Source organism: Plantactinospora sp. WMMC1484 (genome assembly GCF_049315195.1).
In the GTDB taxonomy this organism is placed as follows: domain Bacteria; phylum Actinomycetota; class Actinomycetes; order Mycobacteriales; family Micromonosporaceae; genus Plantactinospora.
Window position 1 is genome coordinate 1,601,626 of sequence record NZ_CP186055.1, and the last position, 26,481, is coordinate 1,628,106.

The 26,481-nt window shown below is 72.7% G+C and carries 23 protein-coding genes; 13 read left to right on the forward strand and 10 right to left on the reverse strand.

Annotated elements, in window-relative coordinates:
- Nucleotide 1: 1 nt before the first annotated feature.
- The gene (locus ACN28C_RS07020; protein WP_422772739.1) at nt 2-919 is read left to right on the forward strand and encodes an SCO2523 family variant P-loop protein; all 918 of its coding nucleotides are present in this window, start codon (nt 2-4) and stop codon (nt 917-919) included.
- The gene (locus tag ACN28C_RS07025; protein WP_422772740.1) at nt 916-1,878 is read left to right on the forward strand and encodes an SCO2522 family protein; all 963 of its coding nucleotides are present in this window, start codon (nt 916-918) and stop codon (nt 1,876-1,878) included. The genes ACN28C_RS07020 and ACN28C_RS07025 overlap by 4 nt, the downstream gene beginning before the upstream one ends.
- Nucleotides 1,879-1,904: 26 nt before the next feature.
- Here ACN28C_RS07025 and ACN28C_RS07030 read toward each other — a convergent pair whose 3' ends face one another.
- Nucleotides 1,905-6,266, reverse strand: coding sequence for a HEAT repeat domain-containing protein (locus ACN28C_RS07030; protein ID WP_422772741.1), 4,362 nt, complete (start codon nt 6,264-6,266; stop codon nt 1,905-1,907).
- 189 nt (nt 6,267-6,455) lie between these two features.
- Here ACN28C_RS07030 and ACN28C_RS07035 point away from each other — a divergent pair, with 189 nt between their 5' ends.
- Nucleotides 6,456-7,385, forward strand: a complete 930-nt coding sequence (locus tag ACN28C_RS07035; RefSeq protein WP_422772742.1) for an SCO2521 family protein — start codon at nt 6,456-6,458, stop codon at nt 7,383-7,385.
- Between the two features lie 55 nt (nt 7,386-7,440).
- Here the strand turns inward: ACN28C_RS07035 and ACN28C_RS07040 are convergent, their stop codons facing one another.
- The 3 genes from ACN28C_RS07040 to ACN28C_RS07050 all read right to left on the reverse strand — a co-directional run bounded on the left by ACN28C_RS07040 (nt 7,441) and on the right by ACN28C_RS07050 (nt 8,677).
- Nucleotides 7,441-7,677: a hypothetical protein gene (locus ACN28C_RS07040; RefSeq protein WP_422772743.1), complete on the reverse strand. Its 237-nt coding sequence runs from the start codon at nt 7,675-7,677 to the stop codon at nt 7,441-7,443.
- 100 nt (nt 7,678-7,777) lie between these two features.
- The gene (mscL, locus tag ACN28C_RS07045; protein WP_422774562.1) at nt 7,778-8,239 is read right to left on the reverse strand and encodes a large conductance mechanosensitive channel protein MscL; all 462 of its coding nucleotides are present in this window, start codon (nt 8,237-8,239) and stop codon (nt 7,778-7,780) included.
- A gap of 84 nt (nt 8,240-8,323) precedes the next feature.
- Nucleotides 8,324-8,677, reverse strand: coding sequence for an STAS domain-containing protein (locus ACN28C_RS07050; protein ID WP_422772744.1), 354 nt, complete (start codon nt 8,675-8,677; stop codon nt 8,324-8,326).
- 178 nt (nt 8,678-8,855) lie between these two features.
- Here ACN28C_RS07050 and ACN28C_RS07055 point away from each other — a divergent pair, with 178 nt between their 5' ends.
- Entirely contained in the window at nt 8,856-9,854 is a 999-nt protein-coding gene (locus ACN28C_RS07055) for an NAD-dependent epimerase/dehydratase family protein (protein ID WP_422772745.1), read from the forward strand.
- A gap of 60 nt (nt 9,855-9,914) precedes the next feature.
- Here ACN28C_RS07055 and ACN28C_RS07060 read toward each other — a convergent pair whose 3' ends face one another.
- Complete coding sequence (locus tag ACN28C_RS07060) at nt 9,915-10,412, reverse strand: DUF4352 domain-containing protein (protein WP_422772746.1); 498 nt, start codon at nt 10,410-10,412, stop codon at nt 9,915-9,917.
- Between the two features lie 861 nt (nt 10,413-11,273).
- On the opposite strand from ACN28C_RS07060, the gene ACN28C_RS07065 reads away from it, so the two are divergent.
- The 6 genes from ACN28C_RS07065 (at nt 11,274) to ACN28C_RS07090 (ending at nt 17,332) form a co-directional block, all read left to right on the forward strand.
- Entirely contained in the window at nt 11,274-12,230 is a 957-nt protein-coding gene (locus tag ACN28C_RS07065; protein WP_422772747.1) for a threonine ammonia-lyase, read from the forward strand.
- A 105-nt stretch (nt 12,231-12,335) separates the two neighbouring features.
- Nucleotides 12,336-13,139, forward strand: a complete 804-nt coding sequence (locus ACN28C_RS07070) for an IclR family transcriptional regulator (RefSeq protein ID WP_422772748.1) — start codon at nt 12,336-12,338, stop codon at nt 13,137-13,139.
- 66 nt (nt 13,140-13,205) lie between these two features.
- Entirely contained in the window at nt 13,206-13,664 is a 459-nt protein-coding gene (locus ACN28C_RS07075; RefSeq protein ID WP_422772749.1) for a hypothetical protein, read from the forward strand.
- 155 nt (nt 13,665-13,819) lie between these two features.
- Entirely contained in the window at nt 13,820-15,166 is a 1,347-nt protein-coding gene (locus tag ACN28C_RS07080) for an Ldh family oxidoreductase (protein WP_422772750.1), read from the forward strand.
- Nucleotides 15,132-16,568, forward strand: a complete 1,437-nt coding sequence (locus tag ACN28C_RS07085) for an MFS transporter (RefSeq protein ID WP_422772751.1) — start codon at nt 15,132-15,134, stop codon at nt 16,566-16,568. Before ACN28C_RS07080 ends, ACN28C_RS07085 begins: the two co-directional genes overlap by 35 nt.
- Complete coding sequence (locus tag ACN28C_RS07090; RefSeq protein WP_422772752.1) at nt 16,565-17,332, forward strand: SDR family NAD(P)-dependent oxidoreductase; 768 nt, start codon at nt 16,565-16,567, stop codon at nt 17,330-17,332. The genes ACN28C_RS07085 and ACN28C_RS07090 overlap by 4 nt, the downstream gene beginning before the upstream one ends.
- Nucleotides 17,333-17,514: 182 nt before the next feature.
- Here ACN28C_RS07090 and ACN28C_RS07095 read toward each other — a convergent pair whose 3' ends face one another.
- The 3 genes from ACN28C_RS07095 to ACN28C_RS07105 all read right to left on the reverse strand — a co-directional run bounded on the left by ACN28C_RS07095 (nt 17,515) and on the right by ACN28C_RS07105 (nt 19,491).
- Complete coding sequence (locus ACN28C_RS07095; RefSeq protein ID WP_422772753.1) at nt 17,515-17,931, reverse strand: PIN domain nuclease; 417 nt, start codon at nt 17,929-17,931, stop codon at nt 17,515-17,517.
- Nucleotides 17,922-18,146 (reverse strand): hypothetical protein, encoded by a 225-nt coding sequence (locus tag ACN28C_RS07100; RefSeq protein ID WP_422772754.1) that lies wholly within the window; start codon nt 18,144-18,146, stop codon nt 17,922-17,924. Before ACN28C_RS07100 ends, ACN28C_RS07095 begins: the two co-directional genes overlap by 10 nt.
- A 127-nt stretch (nt 18,147-18,273) precedes the next feature.
- Nucleotides 18,274-19,491 carry a family 16 glycosylhydrolase gene (locus ACN28C_RS07105; protein ID WP_422772755.1) on the reverse strand — a complete coding sequence of 406 codons (1,218 nt, stop codon included), beginning with the start codon at nt 19,489-19,491 and terminating at the stop codon, nt 18,274-18,276.
- A 173-nt stretch (nt 19,492-19,664) separates the two neighbouring features.
- On the opposite strand from ACN28C_RS07105, the gene ACN28C_RS07110 reads away from it, so the two are divergent.
- Both ACN28C_RS07110 and ACN28C_RS07115 read left to right on the forward strand, forming a co-directional pair.
- Nucleotides 19,665-19,808 (forward strand): hypothetical protein, encoded by a 144-nt coding sequence (locus ACN28C_RS07110; RefSeq protein ID WP_422772756.1) that lies wholly within the window; start codon nt 19,665-19,667, stop codon nt 19,806-19,808.
- 61 nt (nt 19,809-19,869) lie between these two features.
- Nucleotides 19,870-20,151 (forward strand): hypothetical protein, encoded by a 282-nt coding sequence (locus ACN28C_RS07115; protein ID WP_422772757.1) that lies wholly within the window; start codon nt 19,870-19,872, stop codon nt 20,149-20,151.
- Between the two features lie 40 nt (nt 20,152-20,191).
- Here ACN28C_RS07115 and ACN28C_RS07120 read toward each other — a convergent pair whose 3' ends face one another.
- Nucleotides 20,192-22,279 carry a S9 family peptidase gene (locus ACN28C_RS07120; protein ID WP_422772758.1) on the reverse strand — a complete coding sequence of 696 codons (2,088 nt, stop codon included), beginning with the start codon at nt 22,277-22,279 and terminating at the stop codon, nt 20,192-20,194.
- 91 nt (nt 22,280-22,370) lie between these two features.
- On the opposite strand from ACN28C_RS07120, the gene ACN28C_RS07125 reads away from it, so the two are divergent.
- Nucleotides 22,371-23,894, forward strand: a complete 1,524-nt coding sequence (locus ACN28C_RS07125) for an FAD-binding oxidoreductase (protein WP_422772759.1) — start codon at nt 22,371-22,373, stop codon at nt 23,892-23,894.
- A gap of 173 nt (nt 23,895-24,067) precedes the next feature.
- Here the strand turns inward: ACN28C_RS07125 and ACN28C_RS07130 are convergent, their stop codons facing one another.
- Nucleotides 24,068-26,167 (reverse strand): SpoIIE family protein phosphatase, encoded by a 2,100-nt coding sequence (locus ACN28C_RS07130; RefSeq protein WP_422772760.1) that lies wholly within the window; start codon nt 26,165-26,167, stop codon nt 24,068-24,070.
- Nucleotides 26,168-26,481: the final 314 nt, after the last annotated feature.

Genomic DNA, 26,481 nt, shown 5'->3' on the forward strand with positions numbered 1-26,481 from the left:
CATGCTGATCTTCGCGGCCTCCGACAAGGGCGGCACCGGGCGCTCGGTCACCAGCAGCAACATGCTCTACCGCAGCGCGTTGCAGGGCAGCGACGTCTGCTATCTCGACTTCGACTTCGGGTCGCCGACGGCCGGCGCGATCTTCCACATCAACTCCGCCGTGCACGGCACCACCCGGGGGGGCCTGCACGACTATCTGGACGGCGCCCTGGCCGAGCCGCAGCGGATCGAGGTGTGGACCGAGTCCGACCGGCCCAGCCTGCGCAGCCGGCCACCCGGCGCCGGCCGGCTGGTGCTGCTCCCCGGTGACAGCGGCGGCGGGGAGTTCCCGGCCACCCGCGAGCGGATCGAACGCTGCGCCCGGCTCTTCCTGCGGCTCGAGGAGGAGTTCGACCTCTGCCTCGTCGACCTGAGCGCCGGCCGGTCGTACGCTACCCAGATGGTGCTGGCCGCCACCGCGATGCCGGAGCTGAAGTCGGTCCGGTCGCGGTGGCTGGTCTTCCACCGCTGGACCCGGCAGCACGTCCTCGCCGCCTCCGGGCTGGTCTACGGCACCCGGGGCATCCTGGACGCCGGCACCCGGGTCGGGCACGACCACGACGACCTCATGAACCGGCTTCGGTTCGTCCGCACCGCCGTGGTCGACCCGGACTCGCCGGAGCTGGAGGGGCTGCGGCCGGCGCAGGTCGCCTGGCTGCGGGAGTGCAACCAGGACCTGCTGGAGCTGGCCAGCAACCACCGGGTCGGCCGGACGATGCTGATCGGGTCGGTGCCGCTGGACCCGGTGCTGCAGTGGCGGGAGCAGCTCATCTCCGACAACGACGTGTACGCGCGCAAGATAGCGAACCTGGAGACCGTGGAGGCCTTCTCGGCGCTGGCAAAACTGATCGTGGACGACGCGGCCTGGGAGATGCTATGAGACGACCGGATGTGACATTCGAGGAGACGGCGGCCAGACGCGGCGTCGAGTCCGTTCCGCTCGCCCACCTCTCCATCGAGTTGGGACACCTCTACATCGAGGAGTTCGCCGGCGGCATCGACCAGCTCCGCCGGCACTTCGCCCGGGTCGCGCCCTGGGCGGCGGCGGCCCGGCAGGCCATCGCCGAGCGGACACCGAGCGGCCGGCCACGGGTCAGTACCTGCTTCCTGATCGACGACTACTTCACCCGGTTCAGCACGCCGAGGCTGGTGATGGAGCAGGTCCGTGAGGCGGCCGAGGGTACCGGGCTGGTGATCGACTACTTCGCCCGGGAGGCCGGCTGCGCCCAGGCCGACGACGTCCCGCTCGCCGAACTGGTGCTCACCCAGCTCGTCTCCGACCCGGTCCCGGAGACCACCGGAGACCGGCCGCCGACCTCCGAGACCGGCTGGCTCTGCAACGGCAGGCGATCGCCGGTCTCCGGGCCGGGGCAGGCGATGAGCGCCGGGCGGGCCTGGCAGCCGCCGGTGCAGAACGCGGCGAACCGGCACTCCATCTTCATGGACGTCGAGCTCTGGGACTACGAGGACGACGGCAAGCGGCGCTGGTCCTGCCCGTTCCTGGCGGCGGTCTGGCAACTTCTCCGGCTCGGCCTGCTGCGGCACGAGGGCGAGGGCGTGACAAATCCCTACCAGCTCGAGGACTGGCCGGACGACTGGGACGAGATGCCGGCGGTGGTGAAGCTCAACCCGTACGCCGCACCGTTCAGCGCGTACCGGACCTTCTCGGTGCTCGGCAACCGCTTCCTGCCGGTCGAACACGCCGTCCGGACCATCCTCAGCCAGGTCTCGATCAGCCCGGCCGTGCTGGACCAGATCCAGACCCGCAGCCGCAACGAGCACATCGACCTGCCCAAGGACCTGGTCGAGCGGGCGGAGTACGCCTTCATCGGCGACTGACCCGGGCCGCACCACCCGCACCGCGCTCACCGCCGCACGTCCGGCAGGTGGTCGGGATCCGCGTGGGGCAGCCAGGTGAGCACCTGACCGGCCCGGCGCCGGAAGCCGGGATCCGGGTCGTCCCGGGCCAGCTCGGTCAGGAGTTCCCGGGTCTGGTGGTCGGCGCCGAAGTGGGTGCCGAGGGCGAGCACGGTGGCGGCGCGCACCGACCAGTCCTGGTCGCGGAGCCGCTCGACGAAGAGGGTACGCACCTCGGGGTGTTCGGCCAGGCGTTCGCCGAGCACCCGGAGCGCCTCCCGGCGTACCTGCACGTCCCGGTCGGTGCCGGCCCGGTCGATCAGCAGCTCGCGTACCGCCCGGTCGGCGCCGTAGTGCTCGCCGAGGATGCGCACCGCGACCGTGCGGATCTGCGGGTCCTCGCCGGTGGCCCGTACCATCAGCAACTCGCACTGTTCGACGTCGGTGCCGAGCCGGGTGGCGAGTTCGACGGCGGCCTCGTGCACGAGTTCGGGGTCGGGGTCGTGCCGGATCCGCTCCAGCAGCGCCTCCCGGACGTCGGCGTCGATGCCGACCCGCTGCACGAGCAGGCGTACGGCGGCGAGCCGGACCCGGGCGTTGCCGTCCCCGTGCACCCGCCCGGCGAGCAGTTCCTGCACGTCGTCCCGGGAGCTGCCCCGTTCCACCACGGCGGTGGCGGCGAGCGCGAAGACGGCGGCGTCGGGGTCGTGGTGCGCCCGGTCGACCAGCACCTGGTAGACCTCGTCGGGGACCCGCGGCTCCCGGGTGAGCGCCCGCAGCGCGGCGAGCCGGACCTCGGCGTCGGGATCGGTGCGGGCCCGGTCGAGCACCACCTGCCGGACGGCAGGTTCCCGGCGGGCGGTGTCGGCGAGCGCGTTGACGGCGGCGAGGCGTACGTCGGCGTCGTCGTCGCCGCCGGCCAGCCCGGCGAGCACCTCGGAGACGGCGGAGTCCATCCCGACCCGTTCGATCAGGGCCCGGGCGGCGACCAGCCGGATCCGGGCGTCCGGGTCGCGCAGCGCCAGCTCGCCGAGCGCGGCGCCGACCGAGGCCTCGGCGCCGATCTCGTCGGTCAGCGCCTCGGCGGCGAGCAGCCGTACGTCGGCGTCCCGGTCGGTGCGGACGGCGGTGACCAGCAGGTCGATAAGCGCGGTGTCCCGCTCGAAGTGCTCGACCAGCATCCGCAGCGCGGCCCGCCGGACGACCTCGTCGGCGTCCCCGCCGGCCCGGCTGACCAGCAGGTCCCGGGTGGTGGTGTCCGGGCCGTCCCGGTCGATCAGGGCGCGGGCGGCGGCGCGCAGCACCCCCGGGTCGCGGTCGGCGCGCGCCCGGTCGATGAGCAGGGCGCGGACCGTGGCGTCGGAGGCCAGCCGCTCGCCGAGCACCCGGACGCTGGTGCGCCGGGTGACCGGGTCGGTGTCGTCGCGGGCGCGCTCGACGAGCAGGTCGCGGACGTGCCGGCTGGCGGCGAAGCGCTCGACCAGGACGTGCGCGGCGGTACGGGTCACCTCCGCGTCGGTGTCGGTGCGGAGGCACTCGACGAGCACGTCCCGGAGTTCGTCGTCGCCGCCGTACCGGTCGCCGAGGGTCTGGATGGCGGTACGCCGGACGCTGGCGTGCTCGTCCGCGCGGGCGCGTTCCCGGAGCAGGTCGCGGACGTGCGGCTCGTCCCGGAACCGCTCGCCGAGCGCCTGCACGGCGGCGAGCCGCACCCCCGCGTAGCCGTCGGCCCGGACCCGTTCGATCAGCAGGTCGCGGGCCTCCGGGTCGGTGCCGAACCGCTCGCCGAGCGCCTCGACGGCGGCGAGCCGGACCCCGGCGTGGCCGTCGTCGCGGGCGCGCTTGATCAGCCGGGTCCGGGCGCGGGCGGCGGCGGCCTGGTGCGCGGGACTGTCGGCGGCGCTGGTGGCGAGCTGCGCCAGCTCGGCGAGGCCGGCGACCGAGGCGTAGCAGGCGGGGCTCTCGTCCATGGTGGCGAGGACGTCGTCGAAGAGGTCGTCGATCCGCTCGGCGGGGGTGGAGAGCATCGCGGCCAGCCGGGCGGCGTGGATGGAGACCGGGTTCCAGACGACCCGGACGCCCCGGCGGCGGTACCAGGAGAGGTAGACCCTGCGGCCCGGCCAGTTCGGGCCGATCGCCTTGGCGGCGGGCAGGATCTCCTCGTCGATGAGCCGGGCGGTCTCCCGGTCGTCGATCGAGACGCAGTGCTCCAGCAGCAGGATGAGCTGCCGCAGCAGGGTCTCGGCGGGCTTGGCGGCGGCGCTGTGCAGGTTGCGCACCTCGGCCAGGCACTGCACGGCGAGGGCCAGGTTCCACGGTGGCGGTGCGAAGTCGGCCGGCGGCCAGGGCTGGTTGACCTCGGTGGTGAGCAGGTGGATGAGCTGCGCGGTGTGGTTCTGGTGCAGGGCGCCGGCGAGCAGCCGCAGCACCTCCCGCCAGGACAGGTCGGCCCAGTGCTGTCGGAACAGCTCCTTGAGCTGCTCGAAGGAGAGGACCTGGTCGTGCTGGAACTTGGCCAGGATGGCGTCGGCGCAGAAGAACTCCAGAAAGGTGCGGTGCACGAAGCCGTAGACGTGCGGGCCGTACCGGCTGAGGATGAAGTTCCGCTCCCGGAACTGGTCGATCATCGCCAGCGCGATGACCCGGGCGGTGACGGCGTCCCGCCGGTAGCGCTCGATCAGGTACTGCTCGAAGACGTCGCTCAGCTCGACCCGGTCGATGTAGTTGACGGTCAGCCCACGGTCGGCGGACTGCATCCGGTATGCCAACCGGCGCAGCAGCTCCTTCTTGTCCTCGGTGTCCAGGAAGTCGGCGACCTGGGACTGCTCGCGCAGGTGCCGGTCGGTGTCCCACTGCGCCACCAGCACCGTCGCGGCGTGGTCGTAGAGCTTCCAGCGTTCCCGGGGCAGCGGCTGGTGCTTGCCGATGATCGCCAGGATGGTCAGCAGCAGCGGGTTGCCGGCCAGCTCCCGGATCGCGTGCGAGTGCCGCATCGCGTCGAGCAGCCGGGCCCGCTGGGCCTGGACGTCCTCCGGACGGTCCCCGACCGCCAGCCGGTACCAGCTCGACAGGAACTCCCCGGTCTGTCTCTCGTCGAGATCCTGCAACGTGTAGTGGACGAAGCCGACGCTGGTCAGGATCCGGCGCGAGTAGCCGATGATCCGGGAGGTGACGATCATCCGTACCTGCGGGTGGTTGGCGGCGAAGCCGGCGATCTGCCGGGCGACCTCCTCCCGCCGGTGCCGGTCGAAGACCTCGTCGAGGCCGTCCAGGATCATCACCGCCCGACCACCGACGCCGAGGTGCCGCAGCAGCGTCGTCCGGTCGATGCCGAGCCCGTCGGTGCCGGCGCGGTGGTCGAGATAGTCGACGAAGTTGTCGCACCTGCCCTCGGCGGCCAGGGTGACGAACGAGCGGAGCTCGATCAGCAGCGGCAGGTGGTCGGCGAGCGCGGTCAGCCGGTCGTCGACCGGCCCGCCGGTGAGGCTGAGCGTCACGTAGCGGGCCGCGGTCGACTTGCCCGAGCCCGGGTCGCCGAGCAGCACGACCGCCCGCTGGTCCGGCGCGCCGAGCACGTCGAAGAGCCGCTGCAACGGTTTCGCCCGGTACGACTCGTGCAACTGCACCAGCTCCCGGGGATCCACCTCCTCGGGCACGTCCTCGGTGCCGATCCGGCCCTCCGACTGCATCCGCCGCAGCCACTCCCGGGGCAGCTCGGCCGGGGGCGGGTCCTCGCGTACCCACTGCTCCACGAAGACCGACGTCAACTGGATCCCGAGATAGTCCTCGGTCTGTTCCGGCGTCACCGCGTCGAGATCCAGCACGCCGTAGTGCTGCCGGAGCCGGAGCAGGTACTGCTTGAGCGCGTCCCGGCCCAGCGTCTGCATCCCGCCGCCGGTCGGCACCCCGGTGTCGGTGAGGTAGTTGGCCACCGCCGCGGTGACCATCGCGGCGAGGTCGGCCGGATCGCGGAACGCGCTGCACATGTGCCGGTCCGCCAGCTCCGCCCGGAGCGCCTCGATCTTGTCGGCGTCCGCGCCCCGGTCCACGAAACTGCGTGGCCAGGGCGCCTCCTCGTCGAGCAGGAAGATGAGGCAGGGTTTGCCGCCGGTCAGCGCCTCCCGGTATTCGAGCTCGGTGATGGAGCGGTCGTAGCCGGCCGGGACGAACCCGTAGCGCCAGGCGAAGATGCCGACGTAGACGTCGCATTCGGCGACGTCGGCCAGGCAGCGTTCCAGCGGGCGCCGGTCCTCGGCCACGTAGGACTCCATGGCCACGTCCTCGACCCGCAGCCGGCGCAGTGCCAACTGCACGGCGGCCCGGCACTCCTGCAGATCGCGGAAGGTGGCCGAGACGTAGACCTTGGTCACGGCAGCTCCTATGGGGGCGGCGGCGTGAGCGGCGCGTGACGCCACCGTACCAATGTGCTGCAAGAACGCGTTTCCGCTGATCGGATGTGGTCACCGGGCCGTGGCGGAATGTCGGCTACTGTGACGCTGTTACGGCGCCCCAGTTCCGGCGATTCGGTCGCGGTGCGCACGAGGTTGCGGAGGAGCGCGATGCTGACCTTGGGCGAGGTCCACACCGGACTACTGCAGAACTCCAGCTCGCTCTCGCTGGAGAACACCGCCCAACTCCTCGACCTCCTGGTCGGCCAGCGGGTCCGCCGGTCGGAGCGCCCGATCGCGTACGCGGTCTCGCCCGACCAGCTCACCGGGATCGACTGCCGGCTGCCGACCAGGTCGGGTAGCCGGACCCGGGGGGTCGGGACGGTGGTGTCGCGCGCCGCGGTGACCGGTGGGCACGTGTTGCAGGGCTCCACGTACACCCGGCTGGACCGGGCCGCCAGCAACCGCCGGCTGACCTGGTCGCACTACCTGGCCCGGCCGGGCTGGGTGGAGACGATCGGCAAGGTCGACGTCCGGGACGTCTCCGCGGGCTTCCTCGGTGCCCACCAGTCGCAGACGCTCAACCTCGGCGCGATCAGCGCCCGGCTGATCGACGCGGTGCAGAGCTCGGCCCGGCTGGACCGGCGGCCCCCGTTCCGGACCAAGCGCACCCGGCTGCGCTGGTCCGTCCTGCCGGCGGCCGACGCCACGGGCGAGGCGCGCGGGAAGTTGCGGATCGAGTCCGACACCCTGCGCACCCTGGAGTTGACCGCACCGCCGGAGGGCGTACCCGCCCTGGTGGAGTTCTGCGAGGATCTCGCCCTGCACGACTGGCTGCTCACCACGCTGCTCTCGCTCATCGAGTTCAGCCTCACCGGGCCGGGCACCCGGACCCAGAAGGTGCACCGTCTCCGCCCGGCGATCGACTGCCTGTTGCACCTCTGGATGCCGGCGGCCCGGCTCGACGAGTCGGTGCTGCCGGTCTGGCGCGACCTCGAACACCGGCCCGGCTTCACCCGGCAGTGGCAGACCTCGGTGACCCGGATCCGCGACCAGGTCACGCTCAGCACCATCGCGCTGCTGGAGGCGCCGACCCGCTGAGCCGGCCGGTCACTTCCGGGCGCCGCATGGCCCGGTGCCGGCGGGCGCGGGCCGGTCAGCCGGCGCCGGGCGGGCGGGCCGAGAGTTCCCGCCAGGTGTCCGAGCCGGCCAGCAGGGTGCGGATCATGTCGTACGCCGCCTCCTCGCTGTCGAACTCGTAGAACCGGGAGATCCCCTCGGCGCCGCCGGCCCGCTGCTCCACGTGCCACTGGTCGGCGTCGGCCCGCAGGTAGACGTCGCGCCGTGCGAGGCGCCCCCACTTGCCGTTCCACCAGTGCTTTCGCTGTTCCATGCCGGGACCTTATCGAACGCGTGTTCGAGAAGATCATCCGGTGCCCGGTCCGCCACCCGGGTGGGTGACGCCCCGCTCGGGCGCCCGCTCGGGCGGTTGCTCAGGGGCGGCGCGGAGCCGGCGGATGCTGCTGACCGAACCGATCGTCCGGGCCCTCCGGGTGCAGGTTCGGGGCCCGGCCCGCCGCGACCAGCGAGTCACGGATCTCGGTGAGCAGCTTGATCTCCTCGCTCGGTGCGGCCGGCGGCGGCTCCTCACCCCGCTGGCGGCGCTCGGCGAGCTTGTTCATCGGGAAGACGACCAGGAAATAGAGGACCGCCGCGGTCATCAGGAAGGTGATGGTGGCGTTGACGAAGGCGGCCCAGTCGACCTCGGCGCCGTTGGGCAGCTTCGTTACGCCGGCCTCGAGGCCCTCGCCGCCACCGAACATCGTGATCAGCGGCTTCAGGAAGGAGTTGGTGAACTGGGTGACCAGGCCGGTGAAGGCCGCGCCGATGACCACACCGACGGCAAGGTCGACGACGTTGCCGCGCATGATGAAGTCTTTGAAGCCCTTGAGCATTGGCATCTCCAGGTTGCCGTGATCGTGTCGGTCGACAACCTAATGCCCCGCCCGGTGCGGCCGGAAAAGCGGCCGGGATCCGGCTCAGCCCGCGCTGGGCGGGGCGCCCGCCACCGCCTCCTCGACCGTGGCGTGCGTCTGGAGCACCTCCACCAGGCCACTGACCTCCAGAATGCGCAGCACTCCCCGGCGCGGTGCGGCCAGCCGTACCAGGCCGCCGGCCTCGTCGGCGCTGTTACGGGTGCGGACGAAGACCGAGAGACCGGTGGAGTCACAGAACGTGAGATCGGAGAGGTCGAAGACGAGCTTCGTGCGCCCCTTCTCCAGCAGATCCGTGATCTGATCCTGAAGTTGCGGCGCGGTGGCCATGTCGAGTTCGCCCGCGACCGACACGACGACGACGTCGGCCCGCTCCTCGGTGTGCACCGTCAGGGACATTCGCAACCTCCTGGGATATCGGTCGAACCGTACTCCACAACCGGCCCGCTACGCATGGCAGGCGCCGGGAAGTCGGCCGGCGGTCCGGGTCGGGCCGGCCGGATCTGGCGGCGGCCCCTGCTCCGCTCTCCGCGAACAGGGGTTACCGGCCGCCCTCCGGTCCCGGCACGATCGCCGGATGCGAATCCTCGTCCTCGGCGGCACCGTCTTTCTCGGCCGGGCCGTCGCCCGGCGGGCGCTCGCCGCCGGCCACGACGTCACCTGCGCCGCCCGGGGCACCTCCGGGAAGCCGGTGGAAGGCGTCCGCTTCGTCCGGGTGGACCGCGACGACCCGGCCGGTCTCCGCGCGATCGGCGGCGAGTTCGACGCGGTGGTGGACGTGGCCCGGCATCCCGATCACGTCCGGCACGCGGCGGCTGCGCTGGCCGGCCGGGTGGGGCACGTCACCTTCGTCTCGTCCGGTTCGGTGTACGCGGACACCGATATCGCCGGCCAGCGGGCCGGGACCGCTCGGGTGCTGGCACCCCCGCACCGGGACGCGGAGGATCCGTGGCGCGACGCGGAGGCGTACGGCGCCTGCAAGGTGGCCTGCGAGCAGATCGTGACGGAGGCGTTCGGGGCCGACCGGGTCTTCGTCTGCCGGGCCGGGCTGCTGGTCGGTCCCGAGGATCCGAGCGGGCGTTTCGAATACTGGGTCGGGCGGGCGGCCCGGGGCGGCGAGGTCCTCGCGCCCGGCGCGCCGGACGAGCTGGTGCAGCTGGTGGACGTACGCGACCTGGCCGACTGGATCGTCGCGGCGGGTGAGCGCGGGCAGACCGGCACGTACGACGGCACGGGCGCGCCGATGACCCGGGCCGCCTTCCTCGCCGACGTGCTCCCCGCCGGGGCCACCCCGAGCTGGGTGCCGCAGGAATTCCTGGTCGAGCAGGGGGTGCAGCCGTGGTCCGGGCCCCGGTCGCTGCCGCTCTGGCTGCCCCTGCCCGAGTACGCCGGCTTCATGGCCCGGGACGTGACCCCGAGTCTGGCGGCCGGGCTGTGTACCCGGCCGCTGACCGAGACGGTCCGGGACACCGCCGAGTGGCTGGCCGGAGCTGGACCCGAGGAGGGCCAGCGGATCGGGCTCACCGACGCCGAGGAGGCCGACCTGCTCGCCGCCTGGCATGCCGCCACCCGGTAGCCCGGCCGCATCCGCCCGGTCGGGCGGACCGGCGTCGAGCGGACCGGCGTCGAGCGGGTGCTAACCGGTCCGCACCTGCACCCCCGGTGAGCTGGCGGCGCCTCGCAGCCGAAGCCGCACGATCCGGGCGTCCGGCGGGATGTCGTAGACGATCGTCCCGGTGACCCGGTTCCCCGGGTTGATCTCGCTGAGGAAGCCGAGCTGGTCGGCGTTGGCGAGGAGCCCTGCCGAGCTGTCCGCCCCGAAACGCTGCCCCGCCGGCCCGTAGGCGACCTGCAGGTCGTCGTGGAACAGCGCGGGCCGGGCACCGAGGTTGCGGACCGCCAGGTCGACCATGCAGAACTGGCCGACCGCGCGCTGGCTGATCAGCGGGTCGCCGACCTCGGCGAGCCCGCAGCGCAGCCCGTGCACCCGGAATTCCAGGTCGCCGTCCCGGGCCGGCTGGTCGAGGCCGACCACCCGGGGCTTCCGGTCGCGCAGGCCGGTGTAGAAATCCGGTCCCCAGGTCAGCACGATCACCGCGGCGGCCACGCAGCAGCAGGAGAGCAGGGCGGCCACGATTCCGAGTACGAACCACCAACGCCGGTCGGTCGGTTGGGCGAACTCCGGGAGCGGGCCGGTGCGGCGCGGCTCCGAAACCGGCCCGGTGCCGCCCGACGGCGGGGCGCCGGACTCCGCGCCGCCCGCCGGTCCGCCCGGCCGGGGTCCCCAGGGCGGCGCCGGCTCTGGACGAGCCGCCGGATGACCGCTCAGCGGTGGTGCGGCGGCCGGCGTCTCCGGAGTGGACCAGTCCGGCGGCGGTGTGAGAATGCCCGGCCGTTCCGGGTGTGGTGGTGGGGGCGTGCCCGGCCGTTCCGGGTGTGGCGGGGACGGGGGACCCGCGCCGGGGGCGATCGTGTCCGGGAAGCGGTCGGTCGGCGGAATCGGTTCCGAGATCTCGTCGACCGACGGACCGGCCGACGGGTCCGGCGTCGGCTCGCGGCTCGGCCCGCCCGGCGGCGGCGGATCGATCGCCCAGTCCCACGGCCGGGGTTCCGGTCCTGTGGGTTCCGGTCCTGTGGGTTCCGGTCCTGTGGGTTCCGGTCCTGTGGGTTCCGGTCCTGTGGGCTCCGGTTCCGTGGGTTCCGGTCCCGTGGGTTCCGGTTCCGTGGACTCCGCCGGCCGCTCCCCGCCCGGCGACGGCACGCCGGCACCGGGCCGGAACGGCTGCTCGCCGGGCTCGTCGGAGCTGGTCATCACGATCCTCGTATCATCCGCCGCCTTCCTGGAATAGTAGGCTTTGAGGCTATTCATCCCGTGGCGATCGTGATTCTTCGCCGCCACGGTCCCGCCGGTCCGGCAGGCGGGCCCGGCCCACCGGCCGGAGCGCAGGTGGAACCGTCGCCGAACCGGGGTACGGCCCGGTGGCAGGATGATCAGGTGGATCTCGTTACCGTCGATGACGTCCGGACCGCGGCGGACGATCTTGCCGGCGTGGTGCTGCGTACGCCGCTGCTGCCCAGCCGCTGGGACGACCAGCTCTGGCTCAAGCCGGAGAGCCTGCAACCGGTCGGCTCGTTCAAGCTGCGCGGCGCGACCCACGCGGTGGCCCGGCTCGACACCCAACAGCGGGCCCGGGGCGTGGTCACGCACTCCTCCGGCAACCACGGACAGGCACTCGCCTACGCCGCCCGGGTCCACGGAGTGCCGTGCACGGTGGTGATCCCCGAGGGCGCCCCGGCGGCAAAGGTCGACCAGGTACGCGCCCTCGGCGCCGAGGTGCGCATGGTCGCTCCGGCCGACCGGCTGCCGGCCGCCCAGGCGGTCGCCACCGAGCAGGGACGTACCCTCATCCCGCCCTTCGACGACCGGCGGATCATCGCCGGCCAGGGCACCGTCGGGCTGGAGGTCGTCGAGGACCTGCCCGACGTCGAGGTGCTGCTGGTGCCGGTCGGCGGCGGCGGACTCGCCTCCGGGGTCGCCACGGCGCTCCGGGCGCTGCGCCCGCAGACCCGGGTCGTCGGGGTCGAGCCGGCGCTCGCCGCCGACGCCGCCGAGTCGCTGCGGTCCGGCGAGTTGCGGCAATGGGAGCCGGCCCGCACCTATCGGACCAGTGCGGACGGGCTGCGGACCAACCTCTCCGCGCTGACCTTCGCGCACCTGCGCGCCCGGTTGGACGGGATCGTGACGGTCAGCGAGGAGGAGATCGCCGCCGCCACCACCCGGTTGGTCCGGGGAGCCCGGCTGGTGGTGGAGCCGAGCGGTGCGGTGGCCACCGCTGCCCGGATGTTCCACGCCGCCGAGCTGCCCGCCGGGCGTACGGTGGCGGTGGTGACCGGGGGCAACGTCGACCCGGCGGTGCTGGCGGCGGCCGCCACCCGTCCCGATCCGCACTGATTCCGATCGCACTGATTCCGATCGCACTGAGCACCGGGCATTCGCACGTCGACCGCCGGAGAGCCGGCGGGTCGGGTCACCGGTGGCGTTCCCTACATTGGAAGCATGGCTGACCGGATCGGTGCGAGCGCCTCGGACAAGACGTTTGCGGTGTTGGAGGCGCTGGTCGAGCAGAGCCGGCTGACCGACATCGCGGCGGCGGCGAAGCTGCCGAAGGCGACCGTGCACCGGATCCTTCAGGTGATGGTCGAACGCGGGCTGGCCCGGCCGGGCGGTAACGGGGACTACTTCACCGGGCCCCGGATGCTCGCGCTCGCCGGCCGGGTGATGCACCGGCTGGACCTGCCCGCCCGGGTCCGTCCGGAGCTGGAGGAGCTGCAGCGGCGTACCGGCCGTACGGTGCATCTGGCGCTGCTGCACGGAGACGAGGCGGTCTATGTGGCGAAGGTGGAGGCGGGCAAGCCGTACCAGCTCGCCTCCCGGGTGGGGATGAGCCTGGATCTGCACAGCACGTCGATCGGCAAGGCGGTCCTCGCCTCCATGGACGACGACCGGGTGGCCGCACTCGCCGGGCGGACAGGGCTGCGCCGGCACACCCCGGAGACGATCGTCGAGGTCGAGCCGCTGCTGGCTGAGCTCGCCACCGTCCGGACCCGGGGCTGGGCCGAGGACCACGAGGAGAACGAGCCGGGGGTCTGCGCGGCCGGTGCGGCGGTGTACGACCACACCGGACACGTGATCGGCGGGGTGAGCGCGGCGGCGCTGCGCTACGAGGCGGCGGACCAGCCGACGGAGGAGGTGGGCCGGCAGGTGGTCGAGGCGGCCGGGCGGGTCTCCCGGGCGCTGGGTGCCCGTGCCGCCCCCGGCCCGCCCGGGGCGGTGGGCCCTCGACCGGGCGGCGGGGGTTGACCGGGGTGGATAGGGTGCCGACCACGCCGATGCGCAGCCGGACAGACCACGGGAGGACCACGGGGCATGTTGCAGGACCACCCAGCCGACCGTCTCGCCGCCGAGCAGTCCCGGCGGCGGCTGCTCGGCACGCGAATCGTCGGGCTGCTGGTCGCAGCGGTCATGGTCGGGATCATCCTGAGCGCAGTCAATCGCGACTACGACGAGTCGGAGGTGTATGCGGTCGCCAACAACGCCGCGTACGAACTGGAACGCACCCCCGTGCAGGGTCTCGGCGTCACCGTCTTCGACGTCGAGAAGGCGGTCTCGGTGGGCAACCGCGGTGACGGCGGGCGGTTTCCCCGGGATGTCTGGGCGAAGGTGCGGCTGAGGGACGCCGGCAGTGACCCGCGCGGCGCCGACCGCTACGAACTCACCAACTCCGACGGCGACCATCCGGTCTGCATGGTGGTGTGGTTCGACCGGGACCTCTCCGACGAGTCCGCCCAGTTCGCCAGCGTTTCCGTCGAGCGGGGCGCATGTTGAGCCGGTGACCGCCGCCCGTTGCGGCGACCGCCCCGCACCCCATCGGGTGCGGGGCTGATTTGTTTCCAGCAGGTTGCGGAGACCGATCGGATGAGCGAGACTGTGACGAAGATTACCATGGAATGGCGTTCCGCACGACGGAATGAGGTGGGACCGTGCGCCCCGACGACCGGGTCCGGAGTGCCGAGAGCGACGACGACCGGGCCCCGGATGCCGGCAACCGCTCAGCGCCGTCCTCGCCCGCCAAGCCGTCTTCGCCCGCCAAGCCGTCCTCCTCCGCCAAGCCGTCTTCGCCCGCCTGGTCGACGGCGCCGGCCCGCCGGGCGCCGGGCGGGGCGGTGACGACGGCCTCCGACGCAGGGGAGGGCGACGATCCCATCCCGGTCGCCGTACCCGCCGACGAGCTGGTGGAGATCGCCGCCCGGATCCTCGGCACCGCCGGCACCCCGGAGCCGACCGCCCGGGCCGTCGCGACCTCGCTTGTCGAGTCCGACCTGGTCGGCCACGACTCGCACGGGGTACGCCGGCTCGTCCCCTACCTCGACGCGGTGCGGAGCGGGACGATCGACCCCTCGGCCGAACCGGTGCTACGACACCGGCACCGGGCGACGGCGGTCGTCGACGGCCGGCACGGCTTCGGCCAGCTCGCCGCCGGACTGGCCGTGACCGAGGCCCGGCGGCTCGCCCGGAGGCACGGCGTCGGCGTGGTGACGATCGGCAACTGCAACCACATCGGCCGGCTCGGCGAGTACGTGCAGGTACTCGCCGAGGCGGACGCGGTCGGACTCGCCTTCTGCAACATCGATCCGACGGTCGCCCCCTACGGCGGCCGGGAGCGCCGGCTCGGCACGAACCCACTGGCCTGGTCGGCGCCCCGGGCCCCCGGTCGGCTCCCGGTGGTCGTCGACTTCGCCACCTCGGCGATCGCCGAGGGCAAGCTGGCGCTGTCGCTGGCCCGGCGGGAGCGGGTCGGCACCGGCCTGCTGGTCGACGCGGAGGGCCGCGACTCCACCGACCCCGGCGACTTCTACGCCGGCGGCGCGCTGCTCCCGTTCGGCCAGCACAAGGGCTACGGCCTCAGCGTGATGATCGAGATCGTCGGCGGGCTGCTCTCCGGCGCCGGAGTCTCCAGCCTGCCCGGCTACGACAACACCAACGGCACGGTACTTATCGCCATCGACATCGGGACCTTCCTGCCGGTCCCGGACTTCCGGGCCCGCTCGGAGGAGTTCTGCCGGCTGCTCGGCGAGACCGCACCCGCCGTCGACAGCGCCCCGGGGCCGGAGGGCGTGCTGGTGCCCGGCGAGAAGGAGGCGCGCACCCGCGCCGTCCGGCTCGCCGAGGGGATCAGCCTCGCCGCCTCCACCTGGCGCGAGCTGACCGAGCTGCCGGGCGGCCCGACCTCACCCGTACCCCCACCCCCGCGCCGCGCCGACCGCGCGGCCCCCTCGGCAGAGGAGGACCCTGATGACATCGCCGGTGGACCCCGTACCCCCGCCTGAGCCCGAGACCGCCCCCACCGCGTCCACCGAGGAGGTTCCGGAGGCCACGCCCCCCGCCGAGCTGCGCCGCGTCGTCTCGGCGTCGCTCGTCGGCACCGCCCTGGAGTGGTACGACTTCTTCATCTACGGCACCGCCGCCGCGCTCGTCTTCGACAAGATCTTCTTCCCCGATGCCGATCCGGCGGTCGGCACGCTCGTCGCCTTCGCGACCTTCGGGGTGGCGTTCCTGTTCCGGCCGGTCGGCGGCTTCTTCTTCGGCCGGCTCGGTGACCGGATCGGCCGCCGTTCCACACTGATCATCACCACCCTGGTGATGGGCATCGCGACCGGGCTGATCGGCCTGCTGCCGACGTACGACCAGATCGGGGTCTGGGCGCCGATCCTGCTGGTGTTGATGCGGATCTGCCAGGGGCTCGGCGCCGGAGCCGAGTTCGGCGGCGCCTCGACGCTGCTCGCCGAGCACGCCCCACCGGACCGGCGCGGCTACTACGCCTCGTACGCCCAGACCGGGGTGCAGATCGGTCTGGTCCTCGGCACCGTCTCGTTCCTGCTGGTCGGGATGCTCCCCGACGACCAGCTCGAATCCTGGGGCTGGCGGGTCCCGTTCCTGGCCAGCTTCCTGATGATCTTCGTGACCATCTACGTGCGGCTCCGGGTCACCGAGTCGCCGGTGTTCCGCCGGATGGAGCGCAGCCGGACCGTGGTCCGGACGCCCGTGCTGGACACCCTGAAGATGTACCCGCGCAGCTTCCTGGTCGGCATCGGCGCGCACATCTGCGACACCGCGATCGTCTACATCTTCGCCACCTTCAGCGTCGCCTACCTGACGAACGAGCTCGACCAGCCGCGCTGGATCGCCCTGACCGGCGTGATCCTGATGGGCCTGGTGGTGATCGCGGTGCAGCCGGTCTACGGGGCGCTGTCGGACCGGATCGGCCGCAAGCCGCTCAACGTCTTCAGCGTGCTCTTCACCGCCGCCTTCGCGTTCCCGTACTTCTGGCTGCTCAACACCGAGGTGCCGGCGCTGATCTGGCTGGCCCTGGTCATCGCCGGTGGTATCGGCTTCGCGCCGATGATCGCCGTACAGCCGGCGTTCTACGCCGAACTCTTCGGTGCCGGGGTCCGGTACACCGGCTTCGCCGCCTCCCGGGAGATCGGTGCCGCGATCTCCGGCTTCTCCCCGCTGGTCGCGGCGGCACTGTTGAGCACCGCGGGCGGCTCGCCCTGGCTGGTGTCGCTCTGGATCATCCTCACCGCGGCCGTCTCGCTTGTGGCGTTCCTCGCCGCCCGGGAGACCCGGACGATGGACATCGGCGCCGTGCACGCGTACCAGAAGGGGCCGGAGGAGGGTCCTCCGTCGGCGCCGCCGACGGCCTCGACCCCGGTGGAGACGGCGCGATGAAACTGGAGAAGAGCGTCGCCGTGGTCACCGGCGGCGGCACCGGGATCGGCCGCGCGGTCAGCCTGGCGCTGGCCCGCGCCGGTGCCGGGGCGGTGGTGGTGACCTACAGCCGGTCGCGGACGGAGGCGGAACAGACCGCCGACCAGGCCCGGGAGTGGGCGGGCGGATCCCGGGCGATCGCCGCCGACGTCACCGACGACGCCCAGGTGCGCGCCCTGGCCGACCAGGTGCTCGCCGCGTACGGCCGGATCGACGTGCTGGTCAACAATGCCGGCGGCACCCGGGCGGTGCCGCACCCGGACCTTGCCGGGCTGACCGACGAGATCTGGCGGGACGTCCTCGACGTCAACCTGCTCGGCGCCTTCCGTTGCGTCCGCGCCTTCGCCGACGCGCTGCGGGAGTCCGGGGGCGCGGTGGTCAACGTCTCGTCGATCTCCGCCTACCGGGCCGGCGGCTCCTCGATCGCGTACGGGGTGAGCAAGGCGGCGATGCTCCAGCTCACCCGGGGCCTGGCCGTGGCCCTGGCCCCGGAGGTACGGGTCAACGCGGTCGCCCCGGGCACGGTGCAGCACACCCGCTGGCAACCCGGCCTGCACGGCGAACAGGGCTTCGCCGAGCGGGCCGCCCGGGAGCGGGAGGTGGTGCCGCTGCGCCGGACCGCCGAGCCGGAACACGTGGCGCAGGCGGTGCTCGGGCTGCTCGGCATGGACATGGTCACCGGCGAGACGGTCATCGTCGACGGCGGCAAGCACGTCGTCTACTGATGACGGGCGCTCGGGGGGCGGGGCGACGTACGTAGCAGCCGCGCCCCCTATCGCTGCTCCGCACGGATTTCATCCAGATCTTTCCGAGCATATTTTCCCCAGAGCCGTCGCTGGCGCGGGATACGGCCGGGTCCACCGTCTGACGTCGCGCCGTGCGAATCGGTCCCGTTACGCCCGATCCGTCAGCCGGCCAGGAATTCGATCGGCTGGCCCGTGACCGCCGCGATGAGGTCGAAGTCCTTGTCGGCGGCGAGGACGGTCAGCCCGGTCTTTTCGGCGGTCGCCGCGATCAGGAGGTCGGGAATCGACGGGGCGCGGTGCTGACCACGGTCGGCGAGCAGCATCTGGACCTCCAGGGCCCGGTCCTCGATACCAGGTGTGAGGTGCTCGACCGGCATCAAGGACAGCGGTGGGGCGGCGAACTGCCGACGTCCCGTTTCTCCGGAGCGCGCCGAGTAGCCGAGTTCGAGTCGGGTGATCGAGGAGAGCCGGACGAGTCCGCGGCTGATGCGTGTGCTCCACTCGTCGCGGTGTGCCGCCTGGCCGAGCTGGAGCCGAATGTACGCAGACTTGTCGATCAGCCAGCTCGTCACCGCCACGCGGCCTCCATCACCACGGGATCGGCCAGATCCGCGAATGCCTCTGCGGACCGTTGCCAGTCCTCGGCGGTGACCGCCCGCTCCCCGGCCCGGCTGGCGTTCTCCTCGAACTTGCGGCGCAGGAATTCGTTGCGGGAGAGTCCGAGGTTGGCGGCTGCGGCGTCGATGCGGTCGACGGCTTCTTGACTGAGACCGCGGATGAGGATGTTGGGCATGTCGCACCTCCGATCCGCGACGATGATATCACGATATCGCGCACGAAGAGTGACAGCCGGCCCCGCACCGTTCTCGGTGCGGGGCCGGGTCGCGGCGGGTCGGCGTACCGCCGCGCGTCCGAAGGGATCAGCCGCGGCGCCACTTCTGGTTGGCGGCGCCGGTGCACTCCCAGAGCTGGAGCTTCGCGCCGTTGGCGGTGCTCCGGTCGCGTACGTCGACGCACTTGTTGGCCTGCGGGTTGACCAGGTCACCGGCCGCACTCAGCACGAACTGCTGTGCCGGGTTGCCGTTGCAGCCGACTATCTGGATGTTGGCGCCGTTGGCCGTGGAGCCGTTGGCCACGTCCATGCACTTGCCCATCGCCCGGACGGTGCCGCCGGTGAAGGTCCAGCTCTGGGCGGCGGTGCCGTTGCAGTCCCAGATCTGCAACTGGGTGCCGTCGGCCGGGTTCGCGCCGGGGATGTCGATGCACTTGTTGGCCAACCCGATGATCCGGTTGCCGGTGCCCGGGTTGCCGCCGCCGGTGTTCCAGCCCCAGACCCGGACGTAGTCGATCAGCATCTGCTGCGGGAACGTGGTGCTGCCGTCCGGGTAGCCGGGCCAGTGGCCGCCGACCGCAACGTTCATGATCATGAAGAACGGGTGGTCGAAGACCCAGGAGTTGCCGTTCAGCTCGCCCGGGGTCTTTCGGCCGTACTGGATGCCGTCGACGTACCAGGTGATCGAGTCCGGTGCCCAGTCCACGGTGAAGGTGTGGAAGGCGTTGGCGAAGGCCTGGCCGCCGGGGAGCGTGTAGCGGTGGCTGATCGCACTTCCGCCGGAGTAACCGGGGCCGTGCAGCGTGCCGTAGACGTTGCCCGGCTCGCGGCCGATGTTCTCCATGATGTCGATCTCGCCCCGGTCCGGCCAGGGCATGCCGCCGAGCATCCAGAACGCCGGCCAGATGCCCTGACCGCGTGGCACCTTGATCCGGGCCTCGAACCGGCCGTACGTCTGGGTGAAGCGGTCGGCGGTGAGCAGCCGCGCCGAGGTGTACTCGCAGCGGCCGTAGTGGCACTGGTAGTTGGCCGGGTTCTCCCGGCGGGCGGTGATCACCATGTTGCCGTTGCCGTCGTGCGCGGCGTTGCTGGTGCTGTTGGTGTAGTACTGCTGCTCGTTGTTGCCCCAGCCGCCGCCACCGATGTCGTGCTTCCACTTGCTGCCGTCGGGCGGGGTGCCGGCTGGTGCGTTGAACTCGTCGCTCCAGGTGAGCGCGCCCGGCTCTGCTACGGCCGGGCTGGGCGGGGTGACCACAAGCGTCGCGGCGAGCAGGGCCAGGACGAGAGTGGCTCGGCGTGTACGCATGTAAATGTTTGTACGGCAGAGAGCGCTTTCTTGCAAGGTTGTTAACTAAAAGAGGGTCTGCCGAGTACGCTGTGCGTCGCCCGCGACGTCGTGCGGGACCGGCGAGCGGGGTCTTCCCGGCCCTGGTCAGGGATGGGGGCGGGACGGAGCCCGGCGCTCCGAGGACCCGCAGGATGCTGTCCAGGAACGCCGCACGGGCGGCCCTGCTCTCCATCCGCCCCGCGGCGACCTCCTGTCCTGCGGCGTGCCCCAGGCCGATGGCGGCGGCCACCATCCAGTCCGGCGGCAACCGGGCGTCGAACTCCCCGTTGCGCTGACCGCGCCGGACGAGTTCGTGCAGGCGCTCCATGATCGGTAGGTGCCGCTCGTGATCCTGCTGTGGCGGAGTTCGAGATGTTCACCGACGGCGTACGGCTGGATCGGCAGCGCATGCTCGACCACGTCCGGCCGGCCCGCAAGAGGGCCGCCAGCGTGCGGGTGGACGTCCACGAGGCACTGGTCGCCGGCGACCGGGTCGCCGCCGCCTACACCCTGACCGCGACGATGCGGCGGGGACAGGTCGTGACGACCGAGATCTACATGTTCGGCCAGGTCGCCCAGGACGGGCGGCTGCGGCGCGTCGACCAGCTCACCCGGACCGTGCCCGAGCCGCCGACCTGACGGCCGGCACGTCACGCCTGAGCCGACCGTGACCGGCGGCTCAGGCCGCGATGCCGAACCGGTCGAGGATCCAGGCGGTAACGAACGCCTCCTCCTTCCAGGAGTCGTAGCGCCCGCTCGGGCCGCCGTGCCCGGCCCCCATCTCCGTCTTGAGCAGGTACGACCCCTGTGGCGCGACGTGCCGCAGCCGGGCGATCCACTTCGCCGGCTCGTGATAGAGCACCCGGGTGTCGTTGAGGCTGGTGACGGCGAGGATCGGCGGATAGTCCTGGGCGGTCACGTTCTCGTACGGCGAGTAGGACTTCATGTACGCGTACACCTCGGGATCGGCCAGCGGGTTGCCCCACTCCTCCCACTCGGTGACGGTGAGCGGCAGCGACGGGTCGAGGATCGAGGTGAGCGGGTCGACGAAGGGCACCTGCGCGACGACCCCGGCGAAGGCATCCGGAGCCAGGTTGGCCACCGCGCCCATCAGCAGCCCGCCGGCCGAGCCGCCCCGGGCCACCAGCCGGTCCGCCGAGGTCCAGCCGGACTTCGCCAGGTGCCGGGCGCTGGCCACGAAGTCGGTGAAGGTGTTCTTCTTGGCCAGTAGCTTGCCGGTCTCGTACCACCGGCGGCCCAGCTCGCCGCCGCCGCGCACGTGCGCCACGGCGAAGATCACACCACGGTCCAGCAGCGAGAGCCGGGGGATGGAGAACCACGGGTCCATGCTCGCCTCGTACGAGCCGTAGCCGTAGAGCACGCACGGTGCCGAGCCGTCCCGGGGCGTGCCGGCCCGGCAGACCAGCGAGATCGGCACCCTCGTCCCGTCGTCGGCGAGCGCCCACTCCCGGTGCTGCTCGTAGCCGGCCGGGTCGAAGCCACCGAGCACCGGCTTCTGTTTGCGCAGCACCATCTCCCGGGTGACCAGGTCGTAGTCGTAGACCGAATCCGGGGTGATCAGCGAGGCGTAGTGCAGCCGGATGGTGGTGGTCTGGTATTCGGGGTTGCTGCCCAGCCCCACGCTGTAGAGCGGCTCGGGGAAGTCCACGTCGAACGACTCGGTGCTGCCGACCGGCAGCACCCGGATCCCGGTCAGCCCTCCGGTGCGCAGCGACACCACGACGTGGTTGGCGAAGGCGTCCACCGCCTCCAGCCGGGTGCCGGGGGTGTGTTCGACCATCGGCACCCAGTCGCCGGGAGCGTCCGCCGAGGTGTACGCGAGGGCGAAGTCCTCCGCGCCGTCGTTGTGCAGGATCAGGAACCGGTGCCCGTGGTGCTCGATCGAGTATTCGACGCCCTGCCGGCGGGGTGCGACCACCGCCGGCTCGCCGGTCGGGTTGCCGGCCGGGATGACCCGCACCTCGCTGGTCACCTTGCTGTGCGCGTCGATGACGACGAAGTGCTCCGAGCGGGTCAGTCCGACGCCGACCCAGAACCGCTCGTCGTCCTCCTGGTAGACGATCCCGTCGGCCTCCGCCGGGGTGCCCACGACGTGCCGCCACACCCGGTACGGCCGCCAGCTCTCGTCGACGGTGAGATAGAACAATGTGGAGCCGTCGGCCGACCAGGCGCTGCCGTAGAAGGTGTCCGGCACCTCGTCGGCGAGCACCTCTCCGGTGGAGAGGTCCTTGACCCGCAGAGTGAACCGCTCGTCGCCGGCGAAGTCGGTGGAGTAGGCGAGCCAGCGCCCGTCCGGGCTGACGTCGAAGGTGCCAAGCGCGAAGAAGTCGTGCCCCTGCGCCAGCGCGTTGCCGTCGAGCAGGATCTCCTCGCCTGGCAGCGGTGCGCCGTCGTCCGGCATCGGCGGGGCGGTCTCGCCGTCGCGCACCGCCCGGCGGCAGTGGATGCCGTACTGCTCACCCTCGACCGTCCGGGTGTAGTACCAGTAGCCGTTCTTGCGGGCCGGCACGGATAGATCGGTCTCTTTGGTCCGCCGCTTCGTCTCGTTGAACAGCGTCTCCCGCAGCGCGCCGAGCCGGGCCGTGCTCTGCTCGGTGTGGGCGTTCTCCGCCGTCAGGTAGGCGATCGTCTCCGGGTCGTCCTTCGTGGCGAGCCAGGCGTACTCGTCGATCACCGTGTCGCCGTGGTGGGTGCGCTCGGTCGGCACCCGCTTGGCGACGGGGGTGGCGGTCGTCTCAGAGGTCACCCGGTCACGTTACCCGTCCGGCTCCGGGCCAGGGTGGCTCGCCCCGGCCCCCGGCGTTGCCGAAAATTAGTACATGTGTACGATGGCCAAGATGGGGGAGATCTCGACGGAACAACGCGGGGGCGCAGACATCGCGCGGCGGCTGGCGGACATCTGTGGTGCCCGCTTCGCCCGGCCCGCCGGGGCGGCCGACGGAGTGGCCGGTGCGGTGGCCCGCTGGGTTGCCGTGCCGGGCAGCCCGGAGGCGGTCACCGAGGTGGTCCGGCTGGCCGCCGCACACGACCTCTCGGTGGTCCCGAGGGGGGCCGGGACCAAACTCGACTGGGGGGTGCCCCCGTCGCAGCTCGACATCGTGCTGGACACCGGCCGGCTCGCCGGCGTCTGGCGGCAGCCCGAGGGCGAGCTGGTGGCCGAGATCGGCGCCGGCACGCCGGTGCGGGCTGCCGGGGCGATCCTGGAGCGGACCGGCCGGCGGCTCCCGATCGACGTGCCGTCGGCGGGCGCCACCGTCGGCGGGGTGGTGGCGGCCAACGAGAGCGGCCCGCTGCGCCACCTGCACGGCACGCCCTGCGACCAGATCGTCGGGGTGAGCTACGTCGACGCCTCCGGCGTGCTCACGCAGACCTGGCCGGGGCCGGTGACGGCGGATCCGGACGTGGCCCGGCTGCTCTGCGGCTCGCAGGGTGCGCTTGGCGTGCTCGTCTCGGCGACCCTGCGGGTGCAGCCCATTCCCGCGAGCCGGGCCTGGGTGACCCGGTCGGTCTGGACGCCGCTGGAGGTGCACGACCTGGTCCGGGCCGTTCTCGACGCCGACCTGCGCCCGACCGCCATCGAGGTGGACCTGCCCGGGGGCCGCGTGCCGGCGGCCGGCTCCCGGGACCGGGGCGTCGGCTCCGGCGGGCACCTCCCGCCGGTCGGTCCGGACGGCACGGGGGTGTCCGGCCCGACCGGCGGGTCGGGTGCCCGGGGTTGGTTCGAGGCCCCGGGCGGCCCCGCCGCGTCCGGTCGTCCTGCCGCTTCCGGTCATCCCGCCGGCCGGGGTCGTGGCGCCGGTGGGCAGGGGCGAGCCGGACCGGCGCGCGGCACTGGCGCGCGGGGCCGGCCGGGCGAGCCCGGTGCCGGCACCCTCGCGGTGCTGCTGGAGGGCGGTCCGGCCGAGGTGGCCGAGCGGGCGGCCCGGTTGACCGCACTGCTCGGTGGGGACGCCGGGACCGCCGGGGCGGCGCCGGGCTGGTGGCGCCGCTACCCGTTCCAGCCCGACGAGGTGGCGCTGCGTATCGAGGTGCCGATCGGTGACCTGCACGCCGCTGTCTACGCGCTGCGGGACGCCGTCGGGGCGCCGGTGCCGGTGCGTGGCTCGGCCGGGCTGGGTGTGGTGCACGCCGCCCTGCCGGGCGGCACGTCACCGGAGCGGGTCGGCGCCATCCTGGACGGCGTACGCGCGGTGCTGCGTGCCCGGTCCGGTCGCTGCCTGGTGGTGGCCGCGCCGGCCCGGATCCGCGACGCCGTCGACCTCTGGGGCGAGGTGCCCGACCTGCCGCTGCGGCGCCGGATCAAGGAGCGGTTCGACCCGGCACACCGGCTTGCCCCCGGACGCTATCCGGGCGGCATCTGACCCCTGGGCGGGGGTGCGCCCGGCCCGGTCGGTTCCCCCGGCCGGGCCGGGCCTGGGATCGGCCCCACCACCAGCCTTGACGGACGGCCCTGCCTCAGATGGACGGCCCTGCCTCAGATGGACGATCCGGACTCAAAGGACGATCCGGTGAGGGAGTCCGTTCCCGGCGGCGGTCAGCCGGTGGCGTCGTTGCGCAGTACCAGGATGGCGATGTCGTCCCGGGGCGACTCGACCGAGAAGTTGATCGCCGCCGCGCGCAGCCGGGCGGCCACCACCTCGGCCGAGTAGCCGGCCAGCGGCGCCGCCGCGTCCCGCAGCCGCTCGATGCCGAAGAGTTCCCGGCCGCGCCGCCGCTCGGTCACCCCGTCGGTGTAGAAGACCAGCGCGTCACCGGGGTTGAGCCGCACCTCGGCGACGGGCGAGGCGATCGAGTCGAGCAGGCCGAGCGCGGTGCCGCCGGAGCCCACGAAGGACGCCCGCCCGTCGCTGCGGACCAGCACCGGCCGGTCGTGCCCGGCCAGATAGAGCGACACGGTCAGGCGCCCGACCGGGTCCCGGTCCACGGCAGCCAGTGCCAGGGTGCAGTACCGGCCGCCGCCCCGCTCGACAAGGGTGCCGTTGAGCCGGGAGAGCGCCTCCGGCAGCGGCTTGCCGTCCCCGACCAGCACCCGGATCACGTCTCGGACCAGCCCGGTCACCGCCGCCGCCTGCACGCCCTTGCCGGAGACGTCGCCGACCACCACCAGCCAGCGGTCCTCGGTCAGCGGCACGACGTCGTAGAAGTCGCCGCCGACCTCGGCCGCGTCCCCGGTCGGCACGTACTCGGCGGCGAACCCGATCCCGTCGACCACCGGCAGCACCGGCGGCAGCAGCGACTGCTGGAGGGTGTGCGCCACCTTGCGCCGCTCGTCGTGGATCCGAGCGTTCTCGATCGCCAGCGCCGCCCGCCGGGCCACATCCTCCAGTACGGCGATCTCGTCCGGGTCGTGCCGGTGCCGCTGGTGCCGCCCGACCGCCAGGGTGCCGAGCCGCTGCCCCCGGGCGACCAGCGGGATGGCGAAGCCGTCCAGCGGCGGGCCGATCGGCACCTGTCCCTGGCTGCGGGACGCCTCGCGGAGCCGGGCCTGCACCGACTCGGGACCCTCCTCGGAGAGGAGCTTGTGCACCTGCGGCAGCACCGCCTCGTCGGCGTGGGTGGCGGCGGCCAACTTCAGTCGGCCCCACTCGTCGGTGATGTGCACCGCGCACCACTGCCCGAGCCGGGGCACCACGAGCTGCGGAATCAGTGCCATCGTCAGCTCGACGTCGAGCGACTGGGCGAGCAGTTCGCTCGCCTCGGCGAGAAAGGTCAGCCAGGTCTGCCGGCGTACGTCGGCGCGGCGTAGCCGGTCGTTCTCCAGGTGCAGCGAGAGCCGTTCGGCGACGAGTGCGGCGAGCGGGCGGGCGTAGCCGGAGGGCGCGGCGTCCAGTTCCAGCTCCCCGGCGTACGGGCGGTGCACGGTCAGCGGCACCCGCAGCAACTCGTCGCCGGGGCGGGGCTGCCGGCCGTACCGGGCCAGCAGTTGCCGGCCCGCGCCGTCGCCCCGGTCCAGGCGTACCGCGCCACCGGCGGCGCCGACCATGTCGCCGACCCGCACCAGCAGGTCGGCCGCGAAGGTGGGGAGCGGGTCGTCGGCGTACGGGTCGGGGGCGGTCTGCATCAGTGCGCTCATCGCCCCGGCGCTCGGCGCGAACGGTGCCGGCGGGCTGGCGACACCGCTGTTCAGGATCAGGCGGGGCGGTGACTCCAGCAACTGCTGCACCGTGCCGGCCGGGCGCTTACGGTCCAGCCGGAACCAGACGCCCTTGCCGGCGGCCTGGTGGGTGGTGCCCCAGCGGCTGGCGAAGTGGTCGACCAGGAGCAGGCCACGGCCGCGTTCCGACACCTGCGAGATGTCCGTCAGGTCGTTGCGCGGTCGCGCCGTCACGTCGTCGATCGGTCCGGCCGCGAAGTCCGAAACCGTCACGGTCAGGCCGGTGTCGTCCGCGACGACCTCGATGTCCAGTTCGGTGCGGGCGTGCTCGACGGCGTTGGTGGAGAGCTCGGTGGTGAGGAGCAGCGCCTCGTTGAGGAGTTCCTCGAGCCCCGCCTCGTCGAGGACGGAGCGGACGAGGGCGCGCGCCGCCGCCGGGGTACGCCGGTCGGCCGGCAGCCGTACCCTGCGCTGTTGCTCGCCCGTGCCCCCGGTAGCCGTCCCGCCGGTGCCCGTGCCGCCGCCCGCCTCCGCTGACACCCTTCGTATCCTCCACCGATCCGAGATCCAGGCCACCCTATCCGGGGTACGTACCTCCGCGCCCCCGCTCGGGTGCCGGACTCGTGCCGGTCGGGCCGTCGGGACACTCCCGCGCTACCCTGGACCCTGCCCAACTTGACCCTTCTGCCTGCTTTGCCGCCTCGTCCATCCGGGTGGCTGCCGTTACCGGACGGCTGCCGTTGCCGGACGCCGACGGACGACGAGGGTGGCATCCGACGGACGAAAGGCACAATGATGGGTGAGGTCGCGGCCTGTGCGGCAGCGCACGGGCGCGGCGGAGCGGACCCGCCGAC